The sequence below is a fragment of the Streptomyces sp. NBC_01381 genome (genome assembly GCF_026340305.1).
Classification (GTDB): domain Bacteria; phylum Actinomycetota; class Actinomycetes; order Streptomycetales; family Streptomycetaceae; genus Streptomyces.
Genome location: NZ_JAPEPI010000002.1, coordinates 2106260 through 2124665, shown reverse-complemented (window position 1 = coordinate 2124665; position 18406 = coordinate 2106260). Strand labels below are relative to the sequence as shown.

Genomic DNA, 18406 nt, shown 5'->3' with positions numbered 1-18406 from the left:
GCGACCACCGTAACCAGGTAGAAGAGCGGAGCCCGACGTCACGCGGGCAGCTTGATCCGAAGGGGGCCGCAGCCGACGCGCGACGACTCCGCGGCCACGTAGCGGGGCAGCAGCGTACGGATGTCGGCGGCGCGGTCCGTGTCCTCGGCGCGGATGAGGAAGGTGACGTCGCCCGTCTGGCACTCGGCCTGGAAGAACCCGAAGTCGTCCCGCAGGAAGCCCCGGCCCTTGCCGCCGCCCACCGCCTTGACGTTGTCGCCGCCGTCGAACTTCAGCTGCCGGTAGAGCTCGGCGAGGCGCGGGTCCTCGACCGTCATGAGCCGCAGCGCGGGGTGACCGAAGAGCACGTCGCGGTCGCAGGTCCGTACGGGGCCTTCGCCCTTGGTCACCAGCGGCGGCTTGTACTTGTCGACGTCCCGCATGCCCCGCATGTGCAGCCCCTTGATGCCGCAGATCGCGTCGGGCTTCTCGTCCTGGAAGCGGGCAGGGCCGGGCAGCCGGTCCGCCGGGTCGTCGACCTTGCCCCGGCAGCCCTGTTCGGTCAGGTAGCCGTTGACGAGCCTGACCACGGCGGTGGTGAGGCGGGCGCGTTCGCCGGTGTCGACCTCTTCGTCGTAGACGGTCCAGCCGGCCTCGATGTCGATCACCAGCGGGCCGTGGCCCTCCTCCGCCCTGCCGACGCAGCCCTCCGGAACCGCGAGCCACGCGCGCGTGTCGGAGGCCATGCCCAGGAGTCCGCCGCCGAGCGGGGTCATCCGCGCGGAGAGATACTCGTCGGCCCACTTGTCGCCCGAACCGCCGAACCGGGTGTCGAGTTCATGCACCTGGGCCGTGACGCGGCGGCCGCGCGGCGACTTCAGGCGGCACAGCCCGGAGGGGCCCTCGGAGAAGATGTGGTCCGAGGTGACGGGCACGTCGGACGCCTCGATGTCCCGCTTGCCGCCGAACAGGTCCGCCACGTCGTCCTCGCCGAGCGCGCCCCAGCACGCCGATGCCTCCTCGAAGGGGCCCGCCTGCGCCTGCCAGGCCACCCCCGCACCGCCGAGCAGCGCACCCGCGACGGCCGCGGCGATCGCGGGCCGCAGCCGGCCGCGCGTGAGGCGGCGCCAGTGCCACCAGGGGCGGGGTGAGGGCACGCCGGCTTCGGTCTCTGAGGTCGCTGCGGTCTCTGCGGTCTCTTCGTTCCCGGTCATCAGTGGGTCCCCCCGGCTTCACTCGACGTCGTCGGTGCCACCGCCGGGCACCCGAGGCGCTGCGCCACCGCGTTGCTGAACGCCGCGAAGTGGCCCGTCGCCTCCCGCTGCGGGGAGCCCAGCATCAGGAACGTCGTCGGACGCCCCGCGCACTGGGCCCGTACGACCTGGTGGCCCGCGCCGATAACGCCCTTGCCGCGCCAGCCTCGTGCGGGCGGCTTCTCGCCCGTCACATCGGCGATGAGCGCGTCGACCCGGGGCTGGGCGACCATCAGGGCGTCGAGGAACTGCACGTCGTCGCGGCCGATCCGTACCGAGCAGGACTGCATGTCGCGGGTGACCGGGCCGACTTGGTAATCCGTGTCGGATTCCGCTTCGTCGCCCAGGTCGAGGTCGAGGCCCTTGATACGGCACGCGGGGTCGGAGTAGAAGGTCTCCCGCTTCTCCGGCAGCGTGAGCAGGGGCGAGGTGACGCGCAGCGGCTCCGCCGGGGCGCAACCCGCCTTCTCCATGCCCTGGTTGGCGGCCGCCACCAGGAGTTCGGCGACGGTGCGCGAGCCGCCCAGGTCCACCGTCCTCGGCAGCGCCTCGTCCGGCTCCGAGCGCTCCCGCGCGTCGAGGGTGACCGCGACCGGCCGCCCGTCGCGCGTGTCGCACCGCTTCGGCAGCACGATGAGGCCGCGGTCGGCGTCGACCGCGCCGGGCAGTCCGTCCGGCAGCGGCATCGCACCGTCACCGAGGTAACCGACCAGCCACTCCAGGCGGTCCGCCGCCCCCTTGGGCGCCCGGCCGTAGGTCACCGTGACCGTGGTGTCCTGGACGCCCGTGTCGCCGTCGGAGAAGGTGTGGCTGGAGCGCACGGCCAGGGTGCACGTGCCTGCCGGCTTGTCCGGAGTGGGCGCCGCCCCCTTCGACGTACGGCTGTGTCCGTCCTCGCCCGTGAAACCGTCGTCGCCGAGGATGGCGGGACCGCTGTCCTCTTCCCAACCACCCCAGCAGTAGCGGTCCTTGATGTCCAAAGGCCCCTGGAACGCCCACGTGCCGAGCCCCGCGGCCAGCGCCAGCACCACGGCGCCCGTGACCGCCGCCCGGCGCCGTGTGCGTATGAGCCCCCGCGCCGCTCCTCGTGCGCGGCGAAACCGCCCCGCCCGTATCTCCCCCGTCACCGCGTCATCCGCCTTGCCTCGCCCGATGTGGCCGCTGATCGTATCCAGGCGGAGGCACTGCCTCCGTCACGGGGCCCACGGCAGCCAGGCGTTGACCTCGAAGCCGCCGTCCGCCGACGTGCCGTGCCCCAGGCGCCCGCCCGCGAGCGTGGCCCGTTCGGTGAGGCCGATCAGGCCCTGGCCCGAGCCGGGTACGTGCGGCACGTCGCCGGGCGGCGGCGGGTTGCGTACGACGATGGCCAGGCCCTCGCCGGGCCGCCCCGAGACGGCGACGGTCACCTCGGCGCCGGGGGCGTGCTTGCGGGCGTTGGTCAGGGCTTCCTGGGCGATGCGGTACGCGGTGCGGCCGATCGCGGCGGGCACCTCCGTGGCATCGCCGACCCGCTGGTCGAGCGCGACCTTCATGCCCGCGTCGCGCGACTCGGCGACCAGTGTGTCCAGGGCGGCGAGGGTCGGCTGCGGACGGCCCGATGCCTCGCCGTCGCCGCCGCGCAGGACGCCGATGACCTGGCGCAGATCCTGCAGCGCCTCGTGCGAGCTCTCCCGGATGACTCCTGCGGCGCGGGCGATCTCCGCACGGGGTGCGTCGGGGCGGAACTCCAGGGCGCCGGCGTGCACGCTGAGCAGGGTGAGGCGGTGGGCCAGGACGTCGTGCATCTCGCGGGCGATGTCCTCGCGGGCAAGACGCTGGGCCTGTTCGGCACGGAGCGCGGCCTCGTTCTCGGCACGGATGGCGCGGTCGCGCAGGCTGAGCAGCAGCTGGCGGCGGGAGCGCACGAACATGCCCCAGCCGATGACGGAAGCGCTGACGAGCACGCCGAGGATGACGACGACCAGGTACGGCAGGTCTGCGTCGGGCCGCAGCCAGTACATGAGCGGCACGATCGCGATCGAGACCCCGCCGATCCAGGCGACGTACCGGAAGGGGCGGTGCACCGCGAGCGTGAACAGGGCCACCGCGGCGGCGCCGGACGCCGTGTCGGAGACCAGGCTGACCGGCACCATGGCGATGGCGAGGCCGACCGGCCAGCGCCTGCGCAGCCAGACCGCGGCGCACGCGAGCGCACCGACCAGCTGGTCGAGCTCCTCGGCGGTCTGGGAGAGGTGCGGGTTGCCGTCGACCGAATCGGCGGCCACCAGGCCGATGACGACGGCCACGAAGAAGCAGGCGAAGTCGACGATCCAGTCGCGCACGGTCCGCCTGTGCCTGCGCCCCGCGCGGCGGTCCGGGTCGAGCTCCGCGGCGACGGCCGAGGGCAGCGTCCACGGACTCCTGGCCAAGGGCTGGGGCCGCGTCGTGGGTTCATTGCCGCTCATGGTCGACAAATCTACGCACCGAGGCGGGCGCCGCACGCCCCTCGGACGTGATCGGCTACGAAAGTCGCGCAGGTCGAGACTTTCGGAGGATCGGGCGGGAAGAAGCCTCGCCCCGTGGCCGATGTGCGTGGGGAGTCCACGGGGCGAGGCTCTTCGGTATGAAGCAGGTACTTGAGGTCTTCGGCGTCCTTCTCCTGATCCAGGGCGTGGCCGCCCTGGTGCACGAGCTGACCGGCCGGTTCGACGGCTGGGGCATCGTGCAGCGGATCGGGTTCCTCGACGGCTACGAGATCTACGCGGGCGTCACGCTCATCGTGCTGGCGTTCGCGCTGTTCGCGGCCGCGGGGAGCCGGAAGGGACGCTAGACCGCTGTCGGCGCCTGTCGGCACACTCCGTCAACAGGCGTAGTCGACCAGATCGAAGGACTCGTAGTGGTCCGCCGTGTAGTAGTCCTCCTGGTTCTCCTCACCGGTCACGATGCGGCGCGCGCCGCGGTCCGGTGAGCCGGGGGTCTTGACCGTGTACTCGTGGTAGTAGCCGGAGCTCTGCGAGGGCAGGACGCCTTCCCTGTTCTGGAAGACCGTGCCGTCCTGCGGATACGGGTAGGGGCCGCCCGCCTTGATCAGGTCGAGGGTGTCGTGCGCCTGGGAGGGCAGGGCGGAGTAGCAGATGTCGCCGACGGCGGTGATGGAGTACGACGCCGACGTGGGGGCCGGGGCCGATGCCGGCGCCGCGTTCGCGGAGACGGCGACAGGGCCGCCGACGAGCAGGGCGGCGGCAAGGGCTGTGACGCTGACGATTCGTGGGGGGATTCGCATGGGTCCAGTGTGACGCGCGTAGAGGTTGTCGTGTCAACGTCAAGTGCGCTGAATTTTCCGGGAGTTAACCGTGCGCCGCCCGCGGTTCGTCAGTCCTTCTTCGCGGCGGTGTCCTTCTTCGCGTCTGCGTCCTTCTTGGCGTCTGCATCCTTCTTGGCGGCGGCGATGCGGTGCTCCGCCATGTACTCACGCATCCGGAGGCTGGTGGTCCCGCTGGTGTAGAGCACGGCGCCGCCGACCGAGAGCGGCACGGACAGCCCCAGCCAGGCCAGCATCTCGGGCCAACGGCGCTGGGCGCGGCAGTCGTCCCGCGTCTCGCCCTCCGCCCAGGTCGGGGCGTCCCCCTCGTAGAAGAGCACCGACGAGCACTTGCGGCTGCTGGGATAGTCGTCGTCCCCGTCGCCGAACGGCATCATCAGCTGGTACGCGAGCACGACCCAGATGCCGCCCGCCACCAACAACAGCATGCCGCCCCAGTTGCGGCGCTTCTCCGCGCTCGCGGCGAACTCCTGCTCGAAGTGCTCGTTCATGAGCCTCCCCCTCCTTGATCGACCACGGAACGTATCACCGCGCCCGACGCCCCCAGCTGGTCCCCACCAGAACCAGCACACCTCCCACCAGACCCACCACACCCAGCCGTTCGCCGCCCACCGCGATCCCGACCGCGGCCGCCCACAGCGGCTCCGTGCCGAGCAGCAGGCTCACGCGCGAGGGAGAGGTCCTGCGCACCGCCCACATCTGTACGAAGAAGGCGAAGAGCGTGCAGAACACGGAGAGGAAGAGCAGCCCCGCCCACTCGCGTACGCCGAAGTCCGCGGCGACGGACCACGGGCTCTCCCCCGTGCCCGCGCCGGCGAGGACCGCGAACACGGCCACGGCGGAGCCGAGTTGGACGGTGGTGAGGGAGAGCGAGTCGGCGTCCTGGACGGCCTTGATGCGTGACATCGCCAGGACGTGCACCGTGCGGGCGAGCGCCGCGAGCAGGATCAGGCCGTCGCCGAGCGAGGGCCGCGTGAAGCCCCCGCCCTGGGTCAGCAGGACCACGCCGAGCACGGAGAGTCCCGCCGCCGCGAGGAAGGCGCGCGGCGGCCGCTTCCGCGTCACCGCGGCCTCGGCGAGCGGGGTGAAGATCATGGTGAGGCTGATGATGAGGCCCGCGTTGGTCGCCGAGGTGTGGACGACGCCGTAGGTCTCCAGGAGGAAGATCCCGCTCAGGATCAGCCCGAGCGTCCCCGCGCCGCGCCACTGCGGCGCCGTCAGCGCGCGCAGCCCTCGCCATCCCGCCGCCACGAGCGCCGGAAGCACGATGCCGAAGCGCAGCACCAGGACGGCAATGACGGTGTGCGTGGTCGTGATGCCCTTCGCCGCGAGGTAGCTGGCGCCCCAGACCACGGCCACCAGCAGAACGGGCAGATCGGTGAGCCAGGCGGGGCGCGCGGTGGGCGCGGCGGGGGCGGCGAGCGTCGACACGGGGCGCGGTCTCCAACGGATGCGGCGGTGTGGAGACTTCGGTGGCTCTCACGTGGGTCGATCACCGTATCCGTCGGAGATCACGCCGGGAAGGGGCAGCGCCCCGAAGGGGCGCGGGGCTGCGACATATGCGGCTCCGCCGCGTGGGCGCGACCAGCCACGACGGACCCGCGGACGAATGCCGTACATCCCGCGGAGCGCTCAGTAGGTGCCGTACTCGGGGCGCCCCGCCCGCTCGTACGTACTGATGACGACGCCCGTAGAGCTCAGGCTCGACGCGGTGGTCCTGAACGAGGTGGGCAGGCCGCCGTCTGCGAAGAGGCGCTTGCCGGTGCCGAGGGCCACGGGGAACGTCAACAGGTGGATCGTGTCGATCAGGTCGTGCGCGAGGAGGGACTGCGCGAGGCCCGCGCTGCCGTGCAGTTGGAGCTCGCGGCCGGGCTGCTCCTTGAGGAGGGCGACGTCCTTGGCGATGTCCTCGCGCCCGATGAGGTGGGTGTTCTCCCAGTCGCTGCCGGTGAGCGTGGTGGTGGCCACGTACTTGGGCAGCGCGTTGAGCCGGGAGGCGACCGGGTCGGCCGGGTCGGTCATCTTGGGCCAGTACGAGGCGAAGATGTCGTACGTACGCCGCCCGAGCAGGAAGGCGTCGGCGCGGTCGAAGACGCCGTTGATGAACCGGCCGAAGTCGTCGTCGCCGAAGGGCACCGACCAGCCTCCGTGCTCGAAGCCGTCGACGCGGTCCTCCTCCGGGCCGCCGGGCGCCTGGATGACGCCGTCGAGGGTCTGGAACTGGGTGAGCGTGAGCTTCATGGCGAGGCCTCTCTTCCGGGTGCGTGCCGCCTCTGCGGTTCCTTCACCTACTCAGACCCTGCGCCTGCCCGGAAGTCATCGCACCCCGGCGGGCCCCGGCAAATCGCTGTCCATTTCCCGCCAGCCACGGCGCGCGCCGCCCGCTTCCATTGAAACCGCAAGCACTTCTCTCGCTCTGTAGATGATGAGGTTCCGACATGTCTTCACTGACCGGTAAGACGGCCCTGGTCACCGGCGGCAGCCGCGGTATCGGCGCGGCGATCGCTTTGCGGCTTGCCCAGCAGGGTGCCGATGTGGCCATCACATACGTCCATGGGGAGGCCGCCGCTCTCGATGTCGTCGCCAAGATCGAGTCGGCGGGGCAGCGGGGGTTCGCCATCAAGGCGGATGCGGCTGATCCCGGGGACGCGGCGGGCGCGGTGGAGCGCGCGGCGGATGATTTGGGCCGGCTCGACATCCTGGTGAACAACGCGGGCATCGGAGTGCTCGGCCCCATCGGGGACTTGGCGCTCGCCGATGTCGACCGGGTGCTCGACATCAACGTACGCGCGGTGTTCCTCGCCTCCCAGGCGGCGGCCGGGCGGCTTGCCGACGGGGGCCGGATCATCTCGACCGGCTCGGCGCTCGCGCGGTTCGCGGGCGGGCCCGGCGGGACGCTGTACGCGATGAGCAAGGCGGCGCTCGCGGGGATGAGCAAGCCGCTGGCGCGGGAGCTCGCGGGCCGCGGGATCACGGTGAACGTGGTGCATCCCGGGGCGATCGACACGGACATGAACCCGGCGGACGGCCCGTTCGCCGCCCCGCAGCGAGCGGCCACGGCACTGGCCCGCTTCGGCTCCGCCGACGAGGTGGCTTCGCTCGTCGCCTATCTGGCGGGGGAGGAAGCGGGGTTCATCACGGGGGCGGAGTTGGTGGCGGACGGAGGGTATGGGGCGTAGGCGTAGGGGCGGCCCCGCTCCTCAAACGCCGGAGGGCTGAAGAGACTTAGCCCGTCCGGCGTTTGAGGACGAACTCGGCGGAGCCGGTGATCGTCGGTGCGGAACTAGCCGCCCAGCTCCTGGTGGCGCGCGGTCAGGGCGACCCCGCCCGCCTCCGTCAAGGAACCGAAGAGCCGCAGCCGCGAGATGCCGCCGTCCGGGAAGATGTCGACGCGGACGTGCGTGCCCACCGCCGGGGTGTCCAGGACGAAGCGGTGGTTCGTGTCGGGCTGCAGGCGGGTGCGGGGCAGGGCCTCGACCCATTCGCCGTCCTCGCCGCCGTCACGTACCGAAAGAGACGCCCAGCCCGCCGAGTTGCCCTTCAGGTACGCCGTGTCGATCTCGATGGCGCGGATCTCCGACTGGGCGACCAACTGGTAGCGGATCCAGTCGTTGCCGGTGTCGCGGCGGCGCCGCGTCTCCCAGCCGTCGTCCATCTTGCGGGAGCGGCCCGGCTGGATGGTGTTGGTGGCCGGGGAGTAGAAGCGGTCGGACGCGTCCTCGACCCGGCCGCCGTTCTCCAGGGCGACGACGTCGAACGTGCCGAGCGCCGCGAGCCACTTGGGGTCGGCGACGACCTCGCCATACACGCGCAGGCGGGCGATGCCGCCGTCGGGGTGCTGGTTGACGCGCAGGTGCGTGAAGCGCTGCTCGACGTCCACGGCGAAGCCGTTCGCCGCGTGGCCGCCGACCGCCGTGCGGGGCACGAGGGTCGTCCACTTCACGTCGTCGCCGAGGAGCTCCTCCGGCGTCGGCGAACCGGCGACCGAGGTGGCCTCCACGGAGACGGCCTGCGGGTAGTTGCCGCGGAAGTGGGCGGTGTCGATGACGATGCCGCGTACGACGCCGGGGGCACCGAGGCGTACCAGGGCCCAGTCGTGGTCGTCGGCGGTCGGCCACGGGCGCTCGGCGGAGACGCCACGGCGGCGGCGGGTCTCCCAGCCGTCCATGACCTTGCCCTTGTGCCCGAAGTGCTCCGGGTCGAACTCGGCGTCGTTCGCCAGGAGCAGGTTCTCGCGCATCGCGAAGAACTCGTCGTTGGCGGCGATCACGCCCGCGCCGAGCTGCCGGTCGGCGAGGTTGGCGTACTGCGTGAAGGGGAAGTCGGCGGTGCGGTAGTCCGCGTACGGGTCGCCGCCGCCGTAGGGGCTCGCGTCGCCGGTGAAAGAAGCCAAAGGGGATATGCGCTGCGCCGTCACGGTGATCAGTTGTTCCTTTCCAGAAGTCGGCCTGCGGGTTCGCTGAACTCGCCGCCGTGCAGGATGCGTTCGCCGCGCAGCCAGGTGGACTTCACGACGCCGCTGAGGGTCTTGCCCGCGTACGCCGTGACTCGGTTCCGGTGCTGCAGCTCCGCGGGGTCCACGGTGAAGGTCTCGTCGGGCGCGAGGACCGCGAAGTCGGCGTCGCGGCCGGCCTCGATGGCGCCCTTCTGGTCGAGTCCGACCAGTTCGGAGGTGCGCGTCGACATCCAGCGCACCACGTCCTCGAGGCTGTGGCCGCGCTTGCGGGCCTCGGTCCAGATGGCGGGGAGGCTGAGCTGGAGCCCGGAGATGCCGCCCCACGCGGTCGCGAAGTCGTCGGTCTTGAGGTCAGCGGTGGACGGGGAGTGGTCCGTCACGATGCAGTCGATGGTGCCGTCGGCGAGCGCGGCCCAGAGCAGGTCCTGGTTGGCGGCCTCGCGGATGGGCGGGCAGCACTTGAACTCGCTTGCCCCGTCCGGGACTTCCTCCGCGGTGAGCGTGAGGTAGTGCGGGCAGGTCTCGACGGTGAGCTTGACGCCCTCGCGCTTGGCGGCGGCGATCAGCGGCAGTGCGTCGGACGACGACAGGTGCAGTACGTGGATACGGGCGCCGAGCCGCTTGGCCTGGGCGATGAGGCCCTCGATCGCGACGTCCTCGGAGACGCGCGGCCGGGTGTCCAGGTAGTCCGTGTACTTCGGGCCGCTCTTGTGCGGGGCGGCGTCCAGCTCGTGCGGGTCCTCGGCGTGCACGATCAGCAGGCCCCCATCAGCACCCAAGCCGGCGATCTCGGCCATGGAGGCGGCGAGCTGGTCCTGGTTCAGGTGCGGGAACTCGTCCACGCCCGAGGGCGAGAGGAAGCACTTGAAGCCGTAGACGCCGGCGTCGTGCAGGGGCTTGAGGTCCCGGACGTTGTCGGGCAGGGCGCCGCCCCAGAAGCCGACGTCGATGTGCGCCTTGGTGCGGGCGACGTCCTGCTTCGTGCGCAGGTTGTCGGCCGTGGTGGTCGGCGGCAGGGAGTTGAGCGGCATGTCGACGAGGGTGGTGATGCCGCCGGCGGCCGCGGCGCGCGTCGCGGTCCAGAACCCCTCCCACTCCGTGCGGCCCGGGTCGTTCACATGGACGTGCGTGTCCACGAGGCCGGGAAGCAGGACGTCGTCCCCGAAGTCTTCGAGCCGGGCACCGTCCGGTACGTCGGCGTCGTGCGCGAGCACGGCCGTGATCTTCCCGCCGGAGACCGCCACCGACGCGGCGCGGGTTCCCTCCGGGGTGATGACGCGAGTCGAGCGCAGCACCAGTTCAACGTCCACCCTCAACGCCCTCTCTTAGCTGTTGTCCGTCGCCGTTTGCCGACGTTTGCCTGTCTTTTGCCCATCTTCGTCGTCCGTTCTCTTCCGCTACACAGACCTTTCGGTTCCGCTAAACGGAATTCAACGTTCTGTTGAATCAGTCTTCATGTCCACCCCTGACCCGTCAAGAGGTCACCTGGAACACCCTGGACGTTTCCACAAAGTGGAAATAGGATTCCGAAAGAGAGAACGTAGCTACGCACAACCGGACCGCCGAGCGATCACCGGCCGCTCCTGCGGAGAAGCGGACAAAGGGCCCCTGACCGGCCAAGACGCCTTGGCGATCACAGGACCCCGCGAAGAACCGCCCGGTAGGCTGCTGCCTTGCCCGTCAGCCCCGAAAGGACCGCGCCGTGCCGACGTCAAGCGCAAGCGACGCCTCCACCGAAGTCGCTGCCTCCAAGCCGCCCGCTGCCAGCGGTGGTGTTCAGTCCCTTGAGCGCGCCTTCGACCTGCTCGAACGGATGGCGGACGCGGGTGGCGAGGTCGGTCTCAGCGAGCTCTCCGCCAGCAGCGGCCTCCCGCTGCCCACGATCCACCGCCTGATGCGCACGCTCGTCGCCTGCGGCTACGTACGTCAGCAGCCCAACCGCCGCTACTCGCTCGGCCCGCGGCTGATCCGCCTCGGCGAATCGGCCTCGCGCCTCCTCGGCACCTGGGCGCGGCCCTACCTCGCCCGCCTGGTCGAGGAGACCGGCGAGACGGCGAACATGGCGCTGCTCGACGGGGACGAGATCGTGTACGTCGCGCAGGTGCCGTCCAAGCACTCCATGCGGATGTTCACCGAGGTGGGCCGTCGGGTCCTGCCCCACTCCACGGGCGTGGGCAAGGCCCTCCTCGCGCACACCCCGCCGGAGGAGGTGCGGGCCCTGCTCGCCCGCACCGGCATGCCGGCCGCGACGGAGAAGACGATCACCACGCCCGACGGCTTCCTGGACGCGCTGGAGGAGGTCCGCAGGGCGGGGTACGCGGTCGACGACAACGAACAGGAGATCGGGGTGCGCTGCCTGGCGGTGTCGGTGCCCAACTCCCCCACATCGGCGGCCATTTCGATCTCCGGCCCGGCGGGCCGCGTGACGGAGGCAGCCGTGGACAAGATCGTCCCGGTCCTCCAGGAGGTGGCGGTGGAACTGTCCGCGGCCTTGGCGAGCTCGGGCCCGGCGGCGTAACTGTCGCGGTACCGCGCCCCGCAAGGGGCGCGGGGAACTGCGCGACCAGCCACGGACGGCCCGCGGATCAGATTCCTCCGACGGTTTGAGGACCGAGGTCCGGGGCGGAGCCCCGGTTCACCCCCGGGTGCCCACCCGGGGGTCCGGGGGCTTGCCCCCTCACGCGGCGGAGCCGCAAATGTCACAGCCGGGAAGGGGCGGGGTTGGGGAGAGACCCGCCGCCCTAGCCCCCAGCCTCCCGTCCACCATCTCCACCACCCTGTCGGCGACAGCCAACCGCGCACGGTCGTGCGTGACGAGCACCGTCGCCGTCCCCCGCTCCCGCGTGAGCCTCCCCAGCAGATCCATCACCGCGGCCCCCCGCTCATGGTCCAACGCGCTGGTCGGCTCATCGACCAACAGCACCGCAGGCGCATTCATCAGCGCCCGCGCGATGCCGACCCGCTGCCGCTGACCGCCGGACAGCTGATGCGGCCGGCGATGCGCGAGGTCGGCAAGCCCCACCTCCGACAGCAACTCCCGGGCCCGCTCCCGCACTTCCGCCGTCCGGCGGCGACCACGCCCGCCCAGACGCGTCATCAGCTGCAGCTGCTCAAGCGCCGTCAGCGACGCAAGCAGGTTCGGCTGCTGGAAGACGATGCCCATGCGCACGCGCCGCAGCTCCGCCCGCTCGGCGCGGGACAGCGCGCCTGTCTCCCTACCGTCGACCACGACCCGCCCCCGGTCGGGCGTCACCAGCGTCGCCGCCACCGCGAGCAGGCTGGACTTCCCGGAGCCCGAGGGCCCGACGACCGCCGTCAGCGTTCCCGCGGGGACGTCGATGCCGACGCCGTCGAGGGCGGTGAGACGCCCCTCCCCGTCCGGATACGTCAGCGTGATGTCTTCGAGGGTCAGACCGGTCGGACTCATCGGGCACTCCCCAGCGCGGTCAGCGGATCGACGGCGGTGATCCGCCGGACGGACAGGCCCGCGCCGAGCGCCCCGAGGGCGATCAGTACGGCGGCGGGCCACAGGACGGTCGGCGGATCGAGTACGAAGGGGACGTCACCGCCGCTGATCACAGAACCGACGGCCGCGGCGATCCCCGTACCCAGTGCCGTCCCGACGGCGAGCATCAGCACCGCCTGCCCGAGCGCGTCCCGCAGCAGAGAGGGCGTGGACGCGCCGAGCGCCTTCAGGACCGCGATGTCGCCGGCGCGCTGGATGGTCCACACGGTGAAGAACGCCCCTATCACCAGCGCGGAGATGACGAAGAGGAAGCCGCGCATCAGCTGCAGTGAACCGTTCTCCGCCTGGTAGGAGCCGATCGCGGTGAGCGCACCGTCGAGGGTCCTGCTCTCCGTGCCCGCCGCCTTGTCCCCGGCGGCGATGTCGGCACCGCCGTCGGTGCGCAGCGCGATGACCGTGGCCTGCTCGTCCATCGACGTACCCCGGTGGCCGAGCGCCTGCCAGTCGTCGAGCGGGGTCCACACGACGGGCGTATGGCTGTACGAGGCGTCCGACGCGACCCGCGCGACGCGCTCCTTCACCGCGCCGATGCGTACGTCGTCGCCGGGGCCGACGCCGAGGTCGGCTGCCGCCTTGTGGGAGAGCACGACCTGCCCGGGTGCGAGGCCGTCCGGCGCGATCCCGGAGTCGGGCCCGACACCGAACGCGGACACGGCGGCCGAGCGGTCACCGGCGGTGGCGTTGAGCGTGCTGATGCCGATCGGCTCGGCGGACCGTACGCCGGGCCGGGCCGCCCAGGTCTCCCAGGCGCGCTGCTCCACCTGTGACTGGGTGAAGGAGACGGACTGGCCGCCCGGTGGCGCGGCGAAGGCGATCCGGTCGGCGGGGAGGCCGGTGATGGCGGAGGTGTTCTCCTTGGCGAGCCCGGCGGTGAGCCCGGAAAGCAGCCCCACGAGCAGAGTGATGAGCACGACGACGGCTCCCATCAGGGCGAACCGCCCCTTGGCGAACCGCAGGTCTCTCCATGCGACGAACATGCCTCAACCCTGCGGCCGCGGGGCCGCACCGGGCATCGCGCCACAGCACGCTTCACCCGAATCGAAGGAGGGAGCCCGCTTTCCAACTTTCGGTTGACGGGAAAGGACGGGCGTCCGCCTACGCTGGACAGGGCTCTGTCCAGCCCCAGGCCCCCCACCGCAGGCCCTCGGCCTCCCGACCACCGCACCCCGCGGGAGGTGACCATGAACGCCGTTCAGCGCACGCCCGTCGCGCTCGTCCTGCGGCTCTGTCTGCACGCGCTGCTCGCCGGACTGCTCGCGCTGCCCGCGGTGCGGGCCGTCGCCGACGGGGCGCCGCGCGGCGGTGCCGTCGTGGGGGCCGTCCTCGCCATGGGCGCCGTGTACGCGGCGGGCACGCTCAGCCCGGCCGTGGCGCGCTCACGGCGTGCGGCCGCGGTGTGGCTCGCGGCGCTCGGCGTCTGCTGGGTGGTGCTGCTCGCCCTGTCCCCGGACGGGCTGTGGGCCGCGTTCCCGCTCTACTTCCTGCTGCTCCATCTCCTGCCGGTCCGCTGGGCGCTGCCCGCCGTCGCGCTGACCGCCGCGGCCGCCATCGCCAGCTATCTCCTCCACAGCTCGCCCGCCTCTCCCGTCTCGCCGGGCATCTTCATCGGGCCGCCGCTCGGCGCCGCCGTCGCGGTCGCCACCGTCCTCGGGTACCAGGCGCTGTACCGGGAGAGCGAGCGCCGCCGCGAGCTGATCGACGAGCTGATGGCGACGCGGGCCGAACTCGCCGCCGCGGAGCGCACCGCGGGCACCCTCGCCGAGCGTGAGCGCCTTGCCCGCGAGATCCACGACACCCTCGCCCAGGGCCTGTCCTCCATCCAGCTCCTGCTGCGCGCCGCGCAACGCGCGCTGCCTGCCGGCTCCCCCGCCGCCCCGCACATCGAGCAGGCCCGCACCGCCGCGCAGGACAACCTCGCGGAGGCACGCCGTTTCGTGCGCGCGCTGAGCCCGCCGGACCTGGAGCACGGCTCGCTGGCCGCGGCCCTGGAGCGGCTCTCGACGACGTCGCACGGCACCAAGGTCCAGTTCACGGTCAGCGGCACGCCCACCGAACTCCCCACCCCCTACGAGGTGGCCCTCCTGCGCACCGCCCAGTCCGCCCTCGCGAACACCGTCCGGCACGCGGAGGCGGACCGCGCCGAGATCACCCTCAGCTTCATGGACACGTCGGTGTCCCTGGACGTGGTGGACGACGGACGGGGCTTCGACCCGGCGTCCGCGCCGCGCGGCGACGGCGGATTCGGACTGCCCGCGATGCGGTCCCGGGCACGGTCGCTCGGCGGAACGCTGAGCGTGGAGTCGTCACCGGGCCAGGGCACGGCGGTGGCGGTCACACTCCCTCTGCCGGCGCCCGCACCCGCTGCGATGGAGGCCGCGCTGTGACGTCCTCGGCCCCCATCAGACTGCTGCTCGCCGACGACCACCCCGTGGTCCGTGCCGGGCTGCGCGCGGTCCTCGACACGGAACCGGACTTCGCCGTCGTGGCGGAGGCGCCGACGGCCGAGCAGGCCGTCTCCCTGTCCGCCACCGGCGAGTACGACGTCGTCCTGATGGACCTCCAGTTCGGCACCGGCATGCACGGCTCGCAGGCCACCGCGGCGATCACTGCGGTGCCGGGCGCGCCCCGCGTCCTGGTCCTCACCACGTACGACACGGACGCGGACATCCTCGCGGCGGTCGAGGCGGGCGCCGCGGGCTACCTCCTCAAGGACGCGCCACCGGAGGAGCTCGCCGCCGCGGTCCGCACGGCCGCGGCGGGCCAGTCGGCGCTGGCCCCCGCCATCGCGCACCGCCTGATGGACCGCATGCGGGCCCCGGGCGAGGCCCTGAGCCTGCGCGAACTGGAGGTTCTGCGACTGGTCCGCGACGGCCTCTCCAACCACCAGATCAGCAAGCAGCTGTTCCTCAGCCAGGCGACGGTGAAATCGCATCTGGTGCACATCTACGCGAAGTTGAACGTCGACTCCCGCACGGCGGCGGTCGCCGTGGCGACGGGCCGGGGCCTGATCAGGGCGGCGGGCCGCCCGTAGCGGGGATGCGGTGGCCCCGGTCTCAGCCCGATCGGTGGTCGAGGCCGTCGCGGCGTGGGTCCAGGGGGCGGAACGTCCGGGCTCCGCGGCGCGTGGATGTTCCGGATACGTCGGGGAAGGGTGCCGGCGCCGAGAAGTCCGCCGCGCGGGCCTTTCGCAGGGTGCGGCGGGCGCGCTTCGGTACCGACGGGCCCGGGACCGTCATCACCGGGCAGCCCGCGTGCGCGTGCACGTGGCGGCCTGTTCTGCTCCAGCGGCGTCTTGTGCCCAGGACGAGCAGATCGTCGCCGTGCTCCACCAGGCCGCACAGCACGCGGCCCGGCCGGTCCCGCACCACCCGGCGTTCGACGGTCACTCCTCGCGGCGCCCCGCCGAACGCCTCCTCGAAGGCCCGGTCCAGGGTCGCCCGCGCCTCGGCCTCCCAGTGGCGGGCCCACGCCCGGTCCGGGCGACGGGCATACAGTCCCTCCCCCTCCGGCGGCTCCCACGCGATCACCGCCACAAGCACCCGCCCCGCGCGCCGCGCCTCCCCCGCCGCCGCTCGCAGGGCCGCGAGGCTCGCCAGCGATCCGCTCACCCCGACCACAACCCGCGCTCCCATGCCGCACACCTCCCCGTCAGCCGCCGCACCAGGCCAATGCGGCGTACCGGTCCCGATTCTGTACGCTGATTGGCCTGGCCAGCAGGGCCAATCAGCGGGAGGTGGCATGGCAGACGTACGAGGGATCCACGATGTGGACCGGCGCCTGGGCAGCGGGCGGCTGTCCGCGCTCGTGACCGGCACGGCCGGGGAACGCCCCGGCTACCGTGCGCTCGCCCACGGTGTCCGCACCCTCCTCCTGGACGGCCGCATCCCGCTGCGCACCCGCCTGCCCGCCGAGCGCGAGCTCGCCACGGCCCTGGGCGTCAGCAGGGCCACCGTCACCGCGGCGTACGACCTGCTGCGCGAGGGCGGCTTCGCCCGCAGCCGGCGCGGCGCGGGCACCTGGACCGAGCTGCCCGACGGGCGGCGTCCCGCAGGCGTGGCCGTGTTCCCCGTGGGGGACGGCATGCTCGACCTGGCGGTGGCGGCGCCCGGCGCGCCCGAGGCGGAGCTGGGCCAGGCCCTTGCCGCGGCCGGTGCCGTGCTGCCCCGGCACGCGTCGACCCCGGGCTACCACCCTTACGGTCTCCCGGAGTTGAGGGAAGCCGTGGCCGAGCGGTTCACGCGGCGCGGGCTTCCGACGATCCCCGACCAGATCCTGATCACCACCGGCGCGCAGCACGCGCTGTCCCTCACCCTCGCCCTGCTCGGCAGGCCGGGCGACCGCGTCCTGGTCGAGAACCCCTCGTACCCCAACGCCCTGGACGCGATCCGCCGCGCGGGGCTGCGCGCCACGCCCGTGCCGGTCACCGACACCGGCTGGGACACCGGACTCGTGGAGTCGACGCTCCGTCAGGCGGCGCCCCGTATCGCGTACTTGGTGCCCGACTTCCAGAATCCCACCGGCAGTCTGATGCCGCGTGAGCAGCGGCTGCGCATCCTGGAGTCGGCCCGCGCCACCGGCAGCTGGCTCCTGATCGACGAGACGATCGCCGACATCGCGCTCGACGGTCCGCCGCCCGCGCCCTTCGCCTCGCTCGCGCCGCACGGTGTGGGTGAACAGGTCGTCACCGTCGGCTCGTTGAGCAAGACGCACTGGGGCGGGCTGCGGATCGGCTGGGTGCGCGCGGGATCACGGCTGATCACGGAGCTTGCGATGGCGCGGGTGCCGTCCGACATGGCGACCCCGGTGATCGACCAGCTGGTCGCGGTGGAGCTGATCGCGGGCATGGACGAGGTGCTGCGGGAGCGGCTGCCGCGGCTGCGGGCGCAGCGGGACGCGCTGGCCGCGGCGCTCTCCCGTCATCTTCCCGAGTGGCGCTGGAAGTTGCCGCCTGGCGGGCTTTCCCTGTGGGTGGACCTGGGGCGTCCGATCTCCTCGGCGCTGGCCGAGGCGGCGCTGGGCCACGGGGTGCGGATCGAGGGCGGGGCCCGCTTCGGGGCGGACCCCGGCACGCATGAGCACCGGCTGCGGATTCCGTACGCGTTGCCTGCGGCGCTGGGTGAGGAGGCTGTGCTGAGGCTGGCTGCGGCGCTGGGCGGGGGCGGTCTCGTTGCCCCCTCCACGGCGGGAGCACCTCGCCACTGGGTGGCCTGAGCTCTCCGTATCCCTCACCGCCTCTCCATCGGCACCCGGCGGTTACCCGTTGTGCCCACCCGTTCCGCCATGCGGAACGCCTGCCCACAACGGGGGGGCGGGCAGGCCAGGCGTCCCTACGTCACGCCCCGCACCGCGGGGTAATCAGGAACGCCTGCCCACAACGAGGACGGGCGACTGCGGGGTAGTCGGGTGGGCGGGTGGGAAACCCGCCGCGGAGCGGCGGGGATTCGGGACTACCCCCGGCCCTGCTCCCCGAAGAGGTCCACCGCACCCCGCACCGCCGAGAGCCCCGCGGACAAGGCGCTCACCGAGCCAATCGCAGCCGCGACCAGCAAAAGCGACCGCCGCAACCGAGGCGCCTCCGGCGCACCACTCACCGCCATCGCGGCCAACGCCGCCAACTCGTCCTCGGCGATGCCCCGGTCGGGGAACTCGGCCGGATGCGCGGCAAGTTCGCGGCGCAGCCGCGCCACCGCGGTACGCAGCTCCGCCACTCGCGGATCCTCGTCGCTGCCGGTCACTCGCCTCTGCCCCATGCTCTGCAACACAGCTCTCCCCCTCGCACGCCGTCGTGCGCGTGTTCTCGTGCAGTTCGTGCCGCCCCCGCACAGGTGTTGGTCAGACACCAGGGGGACGCGGGCCAGTAAACGCCACAGGAAGCGGGACGCGCCACTTCG

General features: G+C 72.4%; 19 protein-coding genes. 6 read left to right on the top strand and 13 right to left on the bottom strand.

What is annotated here, in order from left to right:
- Nucleotides 1-38: 38 nt before the first annotated feature.
- From OG453_RS31075 to OG453_RS31065, 3 genes are all read right to left on the bottom strand, one after another.
- Nucleotides 39-1193 carry a hypothetical protein gene (locus tag OG453_RS31075; protein ID WP_266871889.1) on the bottom strand — a complete coding sequence of 385 codons (1155 nt, stop codon included), beginning with the start codon at nt 1191-1193 and terminating at the stop codon, nt 39-41.
- Nucleotides 1193-2359: a hypothetical protein gene (locus OG453_RS31070; RefSeq protein ID WP_266871888.1), complete on the bottom strand. Its 1167-nt coding sequence runs from the start codon at nt 2357-2359 to the stop codon at nt 1193-1195. Before OG453_RS31070 ends, OG453_RS31075 begins: the two co-directional genes overlap by 1 nt.
- Before the next feature lie 66 nt (nt 2360-2425).
- Nucleotides 2426-3676: a sensor histidine kinase gene (locus OG453_RS31065; protein WP_266871887.1), complete on the bottom strand. Its 1251-nt coding sequence runs from the start codon at nt 3674-3676 to the stop codon at nt 2426-2428.
- A 158-nt stretch (nt 3677-3834) separates the two neighbouring features.
- Here OG453_RS31065 and OG453_RS31060 point away from each other — a divergent pair, with 158 nt between their 5' ends.
- Entirely contained in the window at nt 3835-4041 is a 207-nt protein-coding gene (locus OG453_RS31060) for a hypothetical protein (protein WP_266871886.1), read from the top strand.
- Nucleotides 4042-4071: 30 nt separating this feature from the next.
- Here the strand turns inward: OG453_RS31060 and OG453_RS31055 are convergent, their stop codons facing one another.
- The 4 genes from OG453_RS31055 to OG453_RS31040 form a co-directional block, all read right to left on the bottom strand.
- Nucleotides 4072-4494: a ribonuclease gene (locus tag OG453_RS31055; protein WP_266871885.1), complete on the bottom strand. Its 423-nt coding sequence runs from the start codon at nt 4492-4494 to the stop codon at nt 4072-4074.
- A gap of 89 nt (nt 4495-4583) precedes the next feature.
- The gene (locus OG453_RS31050) at nt 4584-5024 is read right to left on the bottom strand and encodes a hypothetical protein (RefSeq protein ID WP_266871884.1); all 441 of its coding nucleotides are present in this window, start codon (nt 5022-5024) and stop codon (nt 4584-4586) included.
- Between the two features lie 34 nt (nt 5025-5058).
- A complete protein-coding gene (locus OG453_RS31045; protein ID WP_266871883.1) occupies nt 5059-5964 on the bottom strand; it encodes a DMT family transporter in 906 nt (301 codons plus the stop codon).
- A gap of 201 nt (nt 5965-6165) precedes the next feature.
- Nucleotides 6166-6774, bottom strand: coding sequence for a dihydrofolate reductase family protein (locus OG453_RS31040; RefSeq protein ID WP_266871882.1), 609 nt, complete (start codon nt 6772-6774; stop codon nt 6166-6168).
- Nucleotides 6775-6971: 197 nt separating this feature from the next.
- On the opposite strand from OG453_RS31040, the gene OG453_RS31035 reads away from it, so the two are divergent.
- On the top strand, nt 6972-7712 hold the full coding sequence (locus OG453_RS31035; protein WP_266871881.1) for an SDR family oxidoreductase: 741 nt from the start codon (nt 6972-6974) through the stop codon (nt 7710-7712).
- Nucleotides 7713-7816: 104 nt separating this feature from the next.
- On the opposite strand, the gene alc is transcribed toward OG453_RS31035, so the two are convergent.
- The gene (gene alc / locus OG453_RS31030) at nt 7817-8950 is read right to left on the bottom strand and encodes an allantoicase (protein ID WP_266871880.1); all 1134 of its coding nucleotides are present in this window, start codon (nt 8948-8950) and stop codon (nt 7817-7819) included.
- A 5-nt stretch (nt 8951-8955) separates the two neighbouring features.
- The gene (gene allB, locus OG453_RS31025; protein ID WP_266871879.1) at nt 8956-10299 is read right to left on the bottom strand and encodes an allantoinase AllB; all 1344 of its coding nucleotides are present in this window, start codon (nt 10297-10299) and stop codon (nt 8956-8958) included.
- Between the two features lie 392 nt (nt 10300-10691).
- Here allB and OG453_RS31020 point away from each other — a divergent pair, with 392 nt between their 5' ends.
- Entirely contained in the window at nt 10692-11507 is an 816-nt protein-coding gene (locus tag OG453_RS31020; protein WP_266871878.1) for an IclR family transcriptional regulator, read from the top strand.
- 159 nt (nt 11508-11666) lie between these two features.
- On the opposite strand, the gene OG453_RS31015 is transcribed toward OG453_RS31020, so the two are convergent.
- Both OG453_RS31015 and OG453_RS31010 read right to left on the bottom strand, forming a co-directional pair.
- Nucleotides 11667-12416: an ABC transporter ATP-binding protein gene (locus tag OG453_RS31015; protein ID WP_266871877.1), complete on the bottom strand. Its 750-nt coding sequence runs from the start codon at nt 12414-12416 to the stop codon at nt 11667-11669.
- Nucleotides 12413-13492, bottom strand: a complete 1080-nt coding sequence (locus OG453_RS31010) for an ABC transporter permease (RefSeq protein ID WP_266871876.1) — start codon at nt 13490-13492, stop codon at nt 12413-12415. Before OG453_RS31010 ends, OG453_RS31015 begins: the two co-directional genes overlap by 4 nt.
- A 204-nt stretch (nt 13493-13696) precedes the next feature.
- On the opposite strand from OG453_RS31010, the gene OG453_RS31005 reads away from it, so the two are divergent.
- Together OG453_RS31005 and OG453_RS31000 are read left to right on the top strand one after the other, a co-directional pair.
- Nucleotides 13697-14899: a sensor histidine kinase gene (locus OG453_RS31005; protein WP_266871875.1), complete on the top strand. Its 1203-nt coding sequence runs from the start codon at nt 13697-13699 to the stop codon at nt 14897-14899.
- Entirely contained in the window at nt 14896-15546 is a 651-nt protein-coding gene (locus tag OG453_RS31000) for a response regulator transcription factor (protein ID WP_266871874.1), read from the top strand. Before OG453_RS31005 ends, OG453_RS31000 begins: the two co-directional genes overlap by 4 nt.
- Nucleotides 15547-15568: 22 nt before the next feature.
- On the opposite strand, the gene OG453_RS30995 is transcribed toward OG453_RS31000, so the two are convergent.
- A complete protein-coding gene (locus OG453_RS30995) occupies nt 15569-16147 on the bottom strand; it encodes a universal stress protein (RefSeq protein ID WP_266871873.1) in 579 nt (192 codons plus the stop codon).
- Nucleotides 16148-16253: 106 nt separating this feature from the next.
- On the opposite strand from OG453_RS30995, the gene OG453_RS30990 reads away from it, so the two are divergent.
- Complete coding sequence (locus OG453_RS30990; protein ID WP_266871872.1) at nt 16254-17726, top strand: PLP-dependent aminotransferase family protein; 1473 nt, start codon at nt 16254-16256, stop codon at nt 17724-17726.
- A 236-nt stretch (nt 17727-17962) separates the two neighbouring features.
- Here OG453_RS30990 and OG453_RS30985 read toward each other — a convergent pair whose 3' ends face one another.
- A complete protein-coding gene (locus OG453_RS30985; RefSeq protein WP_266871871.1) occupies nt 17963-18265 on the bottom strand; it encodes a DUF5955 family protein in 303 nt (100 codons plus the stop codon).
- Nucleotides 18266-18406 lie beyond the last annotated feature (141 nt).

Bases quoted from the DNA above. Each gene is read 5' to 3' on its own strand.
- OG453_RS31075 (WP_266871889.1), bottom strand. From the start codon at position 1,193: ATGACCGGGAACGAAGAGACCGCAGAGACCGCAGCGACCTCAGAGACC.
- OG453_RS31065 (WP_266871887.1), bottom strand. From the start codon at position 3,676: ATGAGCGGCAATGAACCCACGACGCGGCCCCAGCCCTTGGCCAGGAGT.
- OG453_RS31060 (WP_266871886.1), top strand. From the start codon at position 3,835: ATGAAGCAGGTACTTGAGGTCTTCGGCGTCCTTCTCCTGATCCAGGGC.
- OG453_RS31055 (WP_266871885.1), bottom strand. From the start codon at position 4,494: ATGCGAATCCCCCCACGAATCGTCAGCGTCACAGCCCTTGCCGCCGCC.
- OG453_RS31050 (WP_266871884.1), bottom strand. From the start codon at position 5,024: ATGAACGAGCACTTCGAGCAGGAGTTCGCCGCGAGCGCGGAGAAGCGC.
- OG453_RS31040 (WP_266871882.1), bottom strand. From the start codon at position 6,774: ATGAAGCTCACGCTCACCCAGTTCCAGACCCTCGACGGCGTCATCCAG.
- OG453_RS31035 (WP_266871881.1), top strand. From the start codon at position 6,972: ATGTCTTCACTGACCGGTAAGACGGCCCTGGTCACCGGCGGCAGCCGC.
- OG453_RS31015 (WP_266871877.1), bottom strand. From the start codon at position 12,416: ATGAGTCCGACCGGTCTGACCCTCGAAGACATCACGCTGACGTATCCG.
- OG453_RS31010 (WP_266871876.1), bottom strand. From the start codon at position 13,492: ATGTTCGTCGCATGGAGAGACCTGCGGTTCGCCAAGGGGCGGTTCGCC.
- OG453_RS31005 (WP_266871875.1), top strand. From the start codon at position 13,697: ATGAACGCCGTTCAGCGCACGCCCGTCGCGCTCGTCCTGCGGCTCTGT.
- OG453_RS30995 (WP_266871873.1), bottom strand. From the start codon at position 16,147: ATGGGAGCGCGGGTTGTGGTCGGGGTGAGCGGATCGCTGGCGAGCCTC.
- OG453_RS30990 (WP_266871872.1), top strand. From the start codon at position 16,254: ATGGCAGACGTACGAGGGATCCACGATGTGGACCGGCGCCTGGGCAGC.
- OG453_RS30985 (WP_266871871.1), bottom strand. From the start codon at position 18,265: ATGGGGCAGAGGCGAGTGACCGGCAGCGACGAGGATCCGCGAGTGGCG.